This window comes from Stenotrophomonas acidaminiphila (assembly GCF_014109845.1).
Classification (GTDB): Bacteria; Pseudomonadota; Gammaproteobacteria; order Xanthomonadales; family Xanthomonadaceae; genus Stenotrophomonas; species Stenotrophomonas acidaminiphila.
The window spans coordinates 1,677,837-1,690,106 of record NZ_CP043567.1 but is presented as its reverse complement, the minus strand read 5'-3'; the positions used below and the strand labels follow the sequence as shown (position 1 = coordinate 1,690,106).

At 69.1% G+C, this 12,270-nt stretch carries 10 protein-coding genes and 1 pseudogene; 3 read left to right on the top strand and 8 right to left on the bottom strand.

Annotated features, from left to right (window positions below):
- Positions 1-14 precede the first annotated feature (14 nt).
- The 6 genes from F0P95_RS07700 to F0P95_RS07675 all read right to left on the bottom strand — a co-directional run bounded on the left by F0P95_RS07700 (position 15) and on the right by F0P95_RS07675 (position 6,117).
- A complete protein-coding gene (locus F0P95_RS07700) occupies positions 15-1,076 on the bottom strand; it encodes a suppressor of fused domain protein (RefSeq protein WP_182336338.1) in 1,062 nt (353 codons plus the stop codon).
- A 105-nt stretch (positions 1,077-1,181) separates the two neighbouring features.
- Positions 1,182-1,661 carry a hypothetical protein gene (locus F0P95_RS07695; protein WP_182336337.1) on the bottom strand — a complete coding sequence of 160 codons (480 nt, stop codon included), beginning with the start codon at positions 1,659-1,661 and terminating at the stop codon, positions 1,182-1,184.
- A gap of 121 nt (positions 1,662-1,782) precedes the next feature.
- Entirely contained in the window at positions 1,783-3,663 is a 1,881-nt protein-coding gene (gene prpE, locus F0P95_RS07690) for a propionate--CoA ligase (RefSeq protein ID WP_182336336.1), read from the bottom strand.
- A gap of 106 nt (positions 3,664-3,769) precedes the next feature.
- A complete protein-coding gene (locus F0P95_RS07685; RefSeq protein ID WP_182336335.1) occupies positions 3,770-4,384 on the bottom strand; it encodes an RluA family pseudouridine synthase in 615 nt (204 codons plus the stop codon).
- A gap of 131 nt (positions 4,385-4,515) precedes the next feature.
- On the bottom strand, positions 4,516-5,499 hold the full coding sequence (locus F0P95_RS07680) for a malate dehydrogenase (protein WP_161613304.1): 984 nt from the start codon (positions 5,497-5,499) through the stop codon (positions 4,516-4,518).
- A gap of 123 nt (positions 5,500-5,622) precedes the next feature.
- Positions 5,623-6,117, bottom strand: a complete 495-nt coding sequence (locus F0P95_RS07675) for a peptidylprolyl isomerase (protein WP_056931941.1) — start codon at positions 6,115-6,117, stop codon at positions 5,623-5,625.
- Between the two features lie 208 nt (positions 6,118-6,325).
- Between F0P95_RS07675 and typA the strand changes: the two genes are divergently transcribed.
- From typA to F0P95_RS07660, 3 genes are all read left to right on the top strand, one after another.
- Positions 6,326-8,155, top strand: coding sequence for a translational GTPase TypA (gene typA, locus F0P95_RS07670; protein WP_054663375.1), 1,830 nt, complete (start codon positions 6,326-6,328; stop codon positions 8,153-8,155).
- 5 nt (positions 8,156-8,160) lie between these two features.
- A complete protein-coding gene (locus tag F0P95_RS07665; protein WP_182336334.1) occupies positions 8,161-8,643 on the top strand; it encodes a DUF2127 domain-containing protein in 483 nt (160 codons plus the stop codon).
- Positions 8,644-8,718: 75 nt separating this feature from the next.
- On the top strand, positions 8,719-10,317 hold the full coding sequence (locus tag F0P95_RS07660; protein ID WP_182336333.1) for an amidase: 1,599 nt from the start codon (positions 8,719-8,721) through the stop codon (positions 10,315-10,317).
- Positions 10,318-10,338: 21 nt separating this feature from the next.
- Here F0P95_RS07660 and F0P95_RS17505 read toward each other — a convergent pair.
- Positions 10,339-10,684 (bottom strand): annotated as a pseudogene (locus F0P95_RS17505) (mechanosensitive ion channel family protein); the annotation flags it as partial.
- A gap of 163 nt (positions 10,685-10,847) precedes the next feature.
- A complete protein-coding gene (locus F0P95_RS07655; protein WP_182336332.1) occupies positions 10,848-12,233 on the bottom strand; it encodes a class II 3-deoxy-7-phosphoheptulonate synthase in 1,386 nt (461 codons plus the stop codon).
- Positions 12,234-12,270 lie beyond the last annotated feature (37 nt).

Genomic DNA, 12,270 nt, shown 5'->3' with positions numbered 1-12,270 from the left:
GCCGGCAGGTGCGCTCAGCCGATCTCGCCGATCACGTTGCCGCGGCCGTCGCGCAGCTGGGTGGGCACCACTTCGACCTGCAGCTTGCCGCCGGGCAACCGGTACACGCCACGCTCGGCGCGGATGCCCGCCAGCATCGCCGCGATGCTCGCGTCGCACAGCACGCAGCGCGCGCTGTCCTCGTCCAGCTGCAGGTCGTCCGCCACGCCCGGCTCGAACCGCCATTGCCGTTCCCTGCCCAGCACCACCAGCGGCCGGTCGTGGTGCAGGCGCAGCGGCAGCAGTTCCAGCACGCTCTCCACCTGCCCCGCCCCCAGCACCAGGGTGGTACCGATGTCCTCGTCGGACCAGTCCAGCGTCTCCACGAACAACATGCCGGTACTGGAACCTTCGCGGCGGCTGCCCGCCTCCACCCGTTCGGCCAGCGCCGCATCGGCCAGCAGCGAATCGCGCGCGAGCACGGTGATCCACGACGGCATCGCCGGTGCCAGCGCCTCCAGCACGCCGGACGTCGACCAGCGCCTGACCGCCGCCATCTCGTCGTCGGTCAGGCCCACCATCTGCAGGAAATCCAGGCGTCCGTTGGGCGTGTCGATCGCCGGCAACTGCGGATCGGCGACGAACGCCAGGTGGCGCAGCCGGGTGCCGCTGTCCAGCGCGATCGGGCCGTTGGCATCGAGATGGTGCCCGGCCTCGAACACGTTGCCGCTGCCGAACACGTAGCGGGCGACGTTCTGCAGCAGGTTCAGCGGCCACGTCGGTGGCGCGCCGCTGCCGTCCTCGCCGGCTTCGGCGGCCAGACGGAAGGTCAGCTCGAAGCCGAAGCCGCTCGCCTCCGGATCGTCGCTGTGCTTGTCGTACAGCTCGGAAAAGCCATAGGTGACGTAATGCCAGTGGGGGCGCGGCAGCGGGCTCCAGTACACGCTGATGCCGTCCAGCGGATCGTCGCCGCCCAGTGTGTACGAGGCTGCCGTGCCGAAGTGCCGTGGCTCCTGCCCCGCATACACCGGGCGCAACGCCGCGTTGATCGCGTCCCAGCCCGCGGTGCCCGCCCCGCCACCGTTGTATTGATCCATGCCTGGCACTCCCTCGGATACCAACCGCGCATGATAGTGCCGACCACCGGGCGGCCGCCGTGATGCCCCGGGGTTACCGGGGCGCCACGCCGGCAGGCGCGGTCATCACGCCAGCACCAGGGCCCGGGTTTCCTCCAGCCAGCGGCTGGCGAATGCCGGGCTCTTGGCCTTGCCCAGCGCCGCGGCCACTTCCGGCCACAACTGTTCCAGCCCCACCGCATTGCGGCTGCGCTCGATCTTGAGCTGGATCAGGTACCCCTTCAGCCCCAGGTGCCGGCGTACCGACTCGGCCATCCAGTCGCGCAGTTGCTGGTAGCGCAGCGGGTCGTCGCCCAGCTGCGTGGTGACCGGCGCCGGTGGCGCACGCTCCGCGTTGCCACCGACCACCTCGATCAGCTCCAGCGCCAGCAACTGCTCCAGGACATCCTCCGGCGCCCGCAGCCCCTGCGCCATCTGCTGCAGTTCGCGGCTGTCGCGCTGCCCGTCCACCAGCAGCAGCACCGAGCGCAGCGGCGGCGCCAGGCGCAGGCCACGGTCTTCGATCTCGCGACGGCCAGCCGCCGTCTTGGCATGGATCAACGCCATTCCCCCTCCCGCATTTGTGCATCGCAACCACGATGCGCGCGCCCGGCACCCGGGGCCCCCGCCCCGTCCTGCATGCCTGCCCCCGCACCGCCCCCTGCGATCGCCGCGCCAGCGGCCTGCGCTATGTCCCCAGCACGCGGCGGATTTCCTCCAGTGCGCCCGGGTCGTCCAGCGTCGACAGGTCACCCGGGTCGCGCCGCTCCGCCAGGGCCTGCAGCGAACGCCGGAGCAGCTTACCCGAACGGGTCTTGGGAAGCGCGTTGACGATATGCACGTGCGCCGGGCGCGCCACCGCCCCGAGCGAGCCGGTGACCTGCTGCATCATCTCCGCCGACAGCGCCGCGATCTCGTCGGCGGCGGCCGCCCGCTTGAGGGTGACGAACACCAGCGGCACCTGCCCCTTCAGCTCGTCGTGCATGCCGACCACCGCCGCCTCGGCCACGCGCGGGTGGCTGCTGACGGCCTCCTCGATCTCGCGCGTGCCCAGCCGGTGACCGGCCACGTTGATCACGTCGTCGGTGCGGCCGAGGATGAAGGTGTAGCCGTCGGCGTCGCGGATGGCCCAGTCCAGCGAGCTGTACAGAAGCTCCTTGAAGTGGCCGAAATAGCTCTTCAGGAAACGCGCGTCGTCGTTCCACACCGTGCTCATGCAGCCCGGCGGCAGCGGCGGCTGGATCACCAGCACGCCTTTCTGCCCGGGCGCGACTTCGGCCCCGGTGCGCTCGTCGATGACCTTCATCCGGTAGCCGAGGTTGGGGAAGCCGGGCGAGCCGAACTTCACCGGCTTCATCTCCAGCCCCGGCAGCAGGGTCAACGCCGGCCAGCCGGTCTCGGTCTGCCAGTAGTTGTCGATCACCGGCTTGCGCAGCGCGTCGCCGATCCACTGCGCGGTGGGCTCGTCCAGCGGTTCGCCGGCCAGGAACAGGTACTTCAGTCCGGACAGGTCGTGGCGATGGATGAAGTCCACGTCGTGCTTTTTCAGCACGCGGATCGCGGTGGGCGAGGAGAACATCGTGCGTACCCCGTACTGCTCGCACAGCGCCCACCAGATGCCCGGATCCGGATTCGTCGGCAGGCCTTCGTACAGCAGCGACGTGCAGCCGCCGATCAGCGGCCCGTACACGTTGTAGGAATGCCCCACCGCCCAGCCGACATCGGAGGTGGAGAACATCACCTGGCCCGGCGCGCAATCGAACACGGTGCGCATCGACAGCGCCATCGCCACCGCGTAGCCGCCGACATCGCGCTGCACGCCCTTCGGTTTGCCGGTGGTGCCCGAGGTATACAGCAGGTAGCTGGGCGCGTTGGACTCCAGCCATTCCACCGGCACCTGCGTATCGCCCACCTGTGCGCGCAGCGCGGCGTAGTCCTCGTCGCGGCCGTCGATCCGGGGCATGGCCGCATCCAGGCCGCGCGAGACGACCAGCACCTTCGGCGGCGGCGAGGCGGCCTCGGCGCACGCCGCGTCGACCATGGGCTTGTAGGGGATCACCTTGCCGCCGCGCATGCCCGCGTCGGCGGCGATCAGCAGCTTCGGCCTGGCATCGTCGATGCGCAGCGCCAGGTTGTGCGCGGCGAAGCCGCCGAACACCACCGAATGCACCGCACCGATGCGCGCGCACGCCAGCATCGCGAACACCGCCTCGGCCATGTTCGGCATGTAGATCACCACGCGGTCGCCGCGACCGACGTCCAGTAGCTTGAGCACCGCGGCGAAGGCATTCACCTCGCGATGCAGTTCGCGGTAGGTGATCTCGCGGGTGACCTGGGTCTCGGTGGAAATGGCGACCAGCGCGAGCTGGTCGCCGCGTTCGGCCAGGTGCCGGTCCACCGCGTTGTAGCAGAGGTTGGTTTCGCCGCCGACGAACCAGCGCCGGAACGGCGGATTGGAATAGTCCAGGATCTGCTGCGGCGGCTTATGCCAATGGATCGTCCTGGCCTCCTCGGCCCAGAATGCCTCCGGCGCGTCGATGGAACGGCGGTAGGTCTGCTCGTACTGCATGTCACCCTCCGGAACCTGCTGGCCTGCGCCGAGCATAGTCCGGACGGGTGCGCCGCCTCCCTGCGACGATGGTCGTACGACCATCGTTGCAGGACCGGCGCCGTGCTCAGAACGGGCTGGGGGAAACGAACGCCATCCCCACCCCGCTCAGCGGGTGCACGAAGTCCAGCCGGCACGCATGCAGCTGTACGCGCGGCGCGGGCCGGGCGCCGTATAGGCCGTCGCCGACGATCGGATGGCCGGCACTGGCCATGTGCAGCCGCAACTGGTGGCTGCGCCCGGTCACCGGTTCCAGTTCCACCCGGGTCCACGCCTGCCCCGCATCGCGCGCCAGCACCCGCCAGCGGGTCAGCGCCGGCTTGCCCCGTTCAAGGTCCACCATCTGCCTGGGCCGGTTCGGCCAGTCGCAGATCAGCGGCAGCGCGATCTCGCCCGCCTCGCCCGCGACCTGCCCTTCCACCATCGCCTGGTAGCGCTTGTGCACCCGCCGCTGCTCGAACTGCATCGACAGGGCCGCCTGCACCTGCCTGCCGCGTGCGTACAGCATCAGCCCCGACGTCACCTGGTCCAGCCGGTGCACGGTCAGCACGTCGGGAAACGACGCCTGCAGGCGTGCCACCAGGCAGTCCTGGTTCTCCGGCAGGCGCCCGGGTACCGAGAGCAGGCCGGCGGGCTTCTCCGCCACCAGCAACGCCTCGTCGATGTAGTGCAGTCCGATCACCGTTTCCGCCTTTGCACGTCGCCCCGGGGATGCCGCCGGCCACCCTCCCGGGACACCGCGCCGCACCCCCTCCAACAAAAAGGGGGAAGCCGAAGCTTCCCCCCGTCGACCCGGTCGCCCGGCCGCTGCGATCAGAGCAGGTCGGCCACGCCGGCGCGCTCTTCCTCGAGCTCGGCCAGGGTGATGTCGATGTACTTCTTGGAGAAGTCGTCGATCGGCAGGTCCTTGACGATGGTGTACTTGCCGTTCTCGGTGATCACCGGGAAGCCGAACACCACGCCCTCGGGAATGCCGTAGGAGCCGTCGGACGGCACGCCCATCGTCACCCACTTGCCGTTGCTGCCCAGCACCCAGTCATGCACGTGGTCGATGGCGGCATTGGCGGCCGAGGCGGCGGAGGACAGGCCACGGGCGGCGATGATGGCCGCGCCACGCTTGCCGACGGTCGGGATGAAGGTGTTGGCGTTCCATTCCTGGTCGTTGATCAGCTCGGCCACCGAGGCGCCGCCGGTGGTGGCGAAGCGGTAGTCCGGGTACATGGTCGGGCTGTGGTTGCCCCACACCGTGAACTTCTCGAAGCTGTCCACGGCCTTGCCGGTCTTGGCCGACAGCTGGCTCAGGGCGCGGTTGTGGTCCAGGCGCAGCATGGCGGTGAAGTTCTTCGGATCCAGGTCCGGGGCCGACTTCATGGCGATGTAGGCGTTGGTGTTGGCCGGGTTGCCAACCACCAGCACCTTCACGTCGCGCTTGGCCACGGCATTGAGCGCCTTGCCCTGCACGGTGAAGATCTTGGCGTTCTCCAGCAGCAGGTCCTTGCGCTCCATGCCCGGGCCGCGCGGGCGGGCGCCGACCAGCAGGGCCACGTCGACGTCCTTGAACGCCACCAGCGGGTCGGCGGTGGTGACCACGCCGGCCAGCAGCGGGAACGCGCAGTCTTCCAGTTCCATGACCACGCCCTTCAGCGCGGCCTGGGCCTTTTCATTGTCGATCTCGAGCAGCTGCAGGATGACCGGCTGGTCCTTGCCCAGCATTTCGCCGGAGGCGATGCGGAACAGCAGGGCGTAGCCGATATTGCCGGCAGCGCCGGTCACGGCGACACGTACGGGTGCTTTCATGGGGGTTTCCTCTGCTAAGAAAGGTGTCTTGGGACGGCCCCGGCCTCCGCGGCCGCGAAAGCGGGGCTGCAATCGGTGCACATCACGCGAACGGCCACCGTTGCCGGTGGCCGTGGACGGGGATCAGGCGGCGAGGATCTTGTTCCACTCGGCCACGCGCCCGGCCTGGGCGGCCAGCACGGCGTCGGCATCGCCCTCGATGGTGATCTTGTTGATCAGGTCGCCCTGCTTGACCGCGTCGACCACGTCCAAGCCTTCGACCACCTTGCCGAACACGGTGTGCTTGCCGTCCAGCCAGTCGGTCTTGATGTGGGTGATGAAGAACTGGCTGCCGTTGGTGTTGGGGCCGGCATTGGCCATGGACAGCACGCCACGCTCGTGGCGCACGCCGTTGTTGGTCTCGTCCTCGAAGCGGTAGCCCGGGCCGCCGCGGCCGGAGCCTTCCGGGCAGCCGCCCTGGATCATGAAATCGGCGATCACGCGGTGGAAGTTCAGGCCGTCGTAGAACCCGCGCTGGGCCAGGTTGACGAAATTGGCCACGGTCAGCGGCGCCTTGTCGGCGAACAGCTCGACCTTGATCAGGCCGCGGGAGGTGTCGAAATGGGCGGTCAGGGACATGGGAATCCTTGTGGGAGAAGACGTCTATCGCAGACCGCATAGGATACACCCGCCCCCGGCGGGCGACGTCCCCCGCCCTCACCGCACCCGCCGCCGGCTGAACGCCCGTCCCGGCGGCCTTCACGGCCCCTTTTCGCGAATCGGCCGCATGCCCGTATAATGTTGGACTTCTTTTCCCCATTCACGGCACCGGCTGGCCGTCTTTCGCATGTCCATCGAAAACCTTCGCAACATCGCCATCGTCGCCCACGTCGACCATGGCAAGACCACCCTCGTCGACCAGTTGCTGAAGCAGTCTGGCACCCTGTCCGAGCGCACGGTGCTGGCAGAGCGCGTGATGGACAGCAACGACCAGGAAAAGGAACGCGGCATCACCATCCTGGCCAAGAACACCGCCATCAACTGGCGCGGCAACCGCATCAACATCGTCGACACCCCCGGGCACGCCGACTTCGGCGGCGAAGTGGAGCGCGTGCTGTCGATGGTCGACTCGGTGCTGCTGCTGGTCGACGCGATGGACGGCCCGATGCCGCAGACCCGCTTCGTCACCCAGAAGGCCTTCGCGATGGGCTTCAAGCCGATCGTCGTGGTCAACAAGGTCGACCGCCCGGGCGCGCGCCCGGAATGGGTGATCGACCAGGTGTTCGACCTGTTCGACAAGCTCGGCGCCACCAATGAGCAGCTGGACTTCCCGATCGTCTACGCCTCGGGCCTGAACGGCTACGCCGGCATGGAAGACACCGTGCGCGACGGCGACATGACCCCGCTGTACGAAGCGATCATGAAGTACGTGCCGGCGCCGGAAGTCGAGGCCGAAGGCCCGTTCCAGATGCGCATCAGCCAGCTGGACTACAACAACTTCGTCGGCGTGATCGGCATCGGCCGCATCCAGCGCGGCAAGGTCAGGAAGAACATGCCGGTCAGCATCGTCGACCGCGAAGGCAAGAAGCGCCAGGGCAAGATCCTGCAGGTGCTGGGCTTCATGGGCCTGGAGCGCATCGAGGTCGAGGAGGCCCAGGCCGGCGACATCGTGGCCATCTCCGGCATCCAGGAGCTGACCATCTCCGACACCGTCTGCGCGCTGGACACCCCGGAGGCGCTGCCGGCCCTGACCGTGGACGAGCCGACCATCTCGATGACCTTCCAGGTCAACAACTCGCCGTTCGCCGGCAACAAGGACCTGTCCGGCGGCAAGTTCCTGACCAGCCGCCAGCTCAAGGAGCGCCTGGAACGCGAGACCGTGCACAACGTGGCGCTGAAGGTCGAGCAGCTGGAAGACGCCGACAAGTTCCTGGTCTCCGGCCGCGGCGAGCTGCACCTGTCGGTGCTGATCGAAACCATGCGCCGCGAAGGCTATGAACTGGCCGTGTCGCGTCCGGAAGTCATCATCAAGGAAATCGACGGCCAGCTGATGGAGCCGATCGAGCAGCTGGTGGTGGACATCGAAGAGCAGCACCAGGGCGGCGTGATGGAGAAGCTGGGCACCCGCAAGGCCCTGCTGGAGAACATGGAATCGGACGGCAAGGGCCGCGTGCGCCTGGACTTCAAGATCCCGGCGCGCGGCCTGATCGGCTTCCAGAACGAGTTCAAGACGCTGACCCAGGGCTCGGGCCTGCTGTTCCACGTGTTCGACCATTACGGCCCGAAGGAACAGGGCGCCATCGCCAAGCGCCTGAACGGCGTGATGATCGCCAACGCCGCGGGCGCCACGCCGGCCTACTCGCTGGGCCCGCTGCAGGAACGCGGCAAGCTGTTCGCCGCCGAAGGCGACAACGTGTACGAAGGCCAGCTGATCGGCATCCACTCCAAGGACAACGATCTGACGGTCAACGCGATCAAGACCAAGCCGCTGACCAACATGCGCGCTTCGGGCAAGGACGACGCGATCCAGCTGACCCCGGCCATCAAGTTCTCGCTGGAGCAGGCCCTGGACTTCATCGATGACGACGAGCTGGTGGAAATCACCCCCAAGGAAATCCGCCTGCGCAAGAAGTTCCTGACCGAAAGCGATCGCAAGCGCGCCTCCCGCGCCGGCTGATCGACTTGTCCGCGCGCAAGCCCTACAACCCGGATCCGCATGCGCATCCGGGACTTGCCGCCATCGCACTGCTGGAAGCGGTCAAGGCCGCATTGGCCTTTCTGGCCGCCGCGGGCCTGGAGTTCTCCGGGCCCGCCCCCCTCCGCACCTTCGTCAACACCCTGATCCGGCACGTCGGCGGCGATCCCGAACACGGCTCGTCCTCGACGCTGCTGGACATGATCACGCCCGACACCGTGCATGTCGGCGCCCTCGCGCTGGTCGCCTACGGCCTGCTCCGATCGCTGGAAGCCTGGGGCCTGTGGCGCGCCCGGGCCTGGGCCTCGTGGCTGGGCTGCATCTCCGCCGCGCTGTACCTGCCGCTGGACGTGTACGCCATCATCCGCCACCCCGGCTGGGCCTCGTGGCTGCTGCTGGCCGTCAACCTCGTCGTGGTCTGGGTGCTGGCCCGGGACATCGGCAAGCGCCGGCCAGCGACCGCGCGCTGAGCCGCGGGACGCCGGAAATCCGCACCGCGGCACGCTGGTTTGCCAAGGCCAGGCCGGCCCGATAGCCTGCGCGGCATGCGCGCCTTCCACACCTGTTCCCGACTGCTCCTGTCCCTGCTGGCGGCGGCGCTGTGCAGCGCCTGCAATGGCAGCGCCAGCGACACCCCGGCCGGCGAGCCGCCCTTCCCCTACCAGGAAGCGGGCATCGCCGAACTGCAGGCGCGGATGACCGCCGGCGAGCTCGACAGCGTCACCCTCACCGACGCCTATCTGCGGCGCATCGCGCAGCTCGACCGTGCCGGGCCCGCGCTGCGCTCGGTGATCGAGCTCAACCCGGCCGCGCGCCGTGAGGCGGCGCAGCGCGATGCCGAGCGCAGGGCCGGGCGCATCCGCGGCCCGCTGCACGGCATGCCGGTCCTGCTCAAGGACAACATCGGCGCCACGCCCATGCACAACACCGCCGGCTCGCTGGCGCTGAAGACGTTCCGCCCGCGCCGCGACGCCTTCCTGGTGCAGCGCCTGCGCGATGCCGGCGCGGTGATCCTGGGCAAGACCAACCTGAGCGAGTGGGCCAATTTCCGCTCCTCCGGTTCAACCTCCGGCTGGAGCGCGGCGGGCGGGCAGACCCGCAACCCGTACGCGCTCGACCACAACCCCTGCGGCTCCAGTTCCGGCAGCGCCGTGGCCATCTCCGCCAACCTGGCGGTGGCCGCCATCGGCACCGAAACCGACGGCAGCATCGTCTGCCCGGCCGCGGTCAACGGCATCGTCGGGCTCAAGCCCACCGTGGGCCTGGTCAGCCGCGACGGCATCATCCCGATCTCCTTCAGCCAGGACACCGCCGGACCGATGACCCGCAGCGTCGCCGATGCCGCACTGCTGCTCGAAGCGATCGCCGGCCGCGACGAATCCGATCCCGCCACCGCGGCGATGCCCGGGCGCGCCGTATACGACTACGGCAGCCGCCTGCGCCCCGACGCCCTGCGCGGCGCGCGCATCGGCGTGTTGCGCAACGCGCTCGCCGAACGCGCGGAGATCAAGCCGGTGCTCGACCAGGCGGTGGCGGCGATGCGCGCCGCCGGCGCCACCGTCGTGGAAACCACCCTGCCCGGCGAAGGCGCATGGGAAAAGCACGAGCAGACGGTGCTGCTGTATGAATTCAAGAGCGGACTGAACCGGTACTTCCAGCAATGGCGGACGCCGGTGGATTCGCTCGCCACCCTGATCGCGTTCAACCAGGCCAACGCCTCGCAGGAACTGCACCTGTTCGGCCAGGAATTACTGCTGGAGGCCGAACAGTCCGGCACGCTCAAGGACCCGGCCTATATCGCTGCGCGCGGCAACGCCCGCCGGCTTGCCGGCCCCGAGGGCATCGACGCCGCACTGCACGCCGACCGCCTCGATGCGCTGGTGGCACCCACCACCGGTGCCGCCTGGCGCACCACGCCCGGCCAGGGCGACGCCTACCCCGGCGGCAGCTACGGTGCCGCCGCGGTCGCCGGCTACCCGAGCCTGAGCGTGCCCATGGGCCATGCCGGCGGCCTGCCGCTGGGGCTGCTGTTCATGGGCACCGCCTGGAGCGAACCGCGCCTGCTGGAACTGGGGCACGCCTACGAGCAACTGACCCGGGCGCGCAGGCCACCGACCTTCGTGGACACCGCGCAGACCCGTTGACGACCGCGGCGGCAATGCCGCCTACGCCGGCGCACCGTCCTCCGCACCCGGTGAACGGATGTTCGCGGGCTCCCCCACGCGGCGGCCGCGGCAGCGCGGCCGCATGCCCGCGCGCCAGGAATCCGATCATGCGCCCGCGCAACGACGCAGCGCAGGTCGAGGGCATCGCCGGAGTTGCGGGTGCTCGCGAGCGGCCGCACCTGCATGACCTGCATGACCTGCCCGCCCGCCTCGCTCACCCGGGTCACGCAGACCCGGCCGTCCGACAACGGCGACTCCTGCAGATGCGCTCCAGTTCGGCGCGTACCGCCGCAACCGGGATACGGCAGTCCAGCCACAGGAACGCGGTCCCCCGCAGGCCGGTGCTGCGCGTCCTCCGGGGATACGAAAGGAGGTGCCGCACCTGATGCGCCAGGCATCATGGTCGCGATGTCATGCCGCAGGCGCGGCGCTTGCCGCCGCCCTCACCCGTTGTCGCCACGGTGGCTGCCCGCAGGGTCGCGCGCAGCGACCGATACGCCATGCCCGCCTCAGGACGCGTCGGGCCCCTGCTGCCGCTTGCGCACGATCGCCATCGCGATTTCCAGCGACTGCTCGTAGTTCAGCCGCGGGTCGACCGTCGAGCGGTACGCGCGCTCCAGATCGCGGTCGGTCAGTTCGCGCGCGCCACCGGTGCACTCGGTCACGTCCTCGCCGGTCAGCTCCAGGTGCACGCCACCCAGGCGCGTGCCGGCCGCCGCATGCAGGTCGAACGACGCCTCGACCTCGGCCAGGACGTTGTCGAAGCGACGGGTCTTGTAGCCGTTGCTGGTGCTCTCGGTATTGCCGTGCATCGCATCGCAGACCCACAGCACGCGGCGGCCATCGCGCTTCACCGCGCCCAGCAGCGGTGGCAGCCTGTCGGCGATCTGCGTCGCGCCCATGCGATGGATGAAGCTCAGGCGGCCCGGCTCGTCGTCGGGATTGAGCACGTCGATCAGGCGCAGCAGCTGGTCCGGCTGCACCGCCGGCCCCACCTTGATCGCGATCGGGTTGCGCACACCGCGCAGATACTCCACGTGCGCGCCCTCCAGTGCCGCGGTTCGCATGCCGATCCACGGGTAGTGCGTGCTCAGGTTGAACCAGCCGTGCTGGCGCGGCACCTGCCGGGTCAGCGCCTGCTCGTAGGGCAGCAGCAACGCCTCGTGCGACGTATAGAAATCGACCCGGTTGAGGTTGTGCACCCGGGCACCGGACAGCGTCTCCATGAAGCGCACCGCATCGCCGATGGAACCGACCATCTTCTGGTACTCGGCCGCCAGCGGCGAACACCCGACCCAGCTCATGTTCCAGTACTCGGGATGGTGCAGGTCGGCGAAGCCGCCATCGATCAGGGCACGCACGAAATTCATCGTCAGCGCCGAACGCGAATGGGCGACGATCATCCGCTGCGGATCGGGTACCCGCGCCGCCTCGGTGAACTCCGGCGCATTGATCACGTCGCCCCGGTAGCTGGGCAGGGTCACCCCGTCGCGGGTCTCGGTGTCGGCCGAACGCGGCTTGGCGTACTGGCCGGCAAAGCGCCCTACCCGGATCACCGGCTTGCGCAGCCCGTGCACCAGCACCAGGCTCATCTGCAGCAGGACCTTGAGTCGGTTGGAGATCGTGCCGGATTCGCAGTCGGCGAAGTTTTCCGCACAGTCGCCACCCTGCAGCAGGAAACGTTCGCCTTCCTGCGCCTCGGCCAGCTGCTGCTTGAGTGCCAGGATCTCCCACGAGGTCACCAGCGGCGGCAGCTGCCGCAGCTGTGCCAGCGCCGCCTCCAGCGCCTGCGGATCGGGGTAGGTCGGCATCTGCAGCGCCGGGCGCCCGCGCCAGCTGTCCGGCGCCCAGTGCGATGCGGTGGCGGCCGGGGACAAGGACGGGGACAGGTTCATGCGATTACCGTAGCGATAGCAGGGGGATACAGCGGAA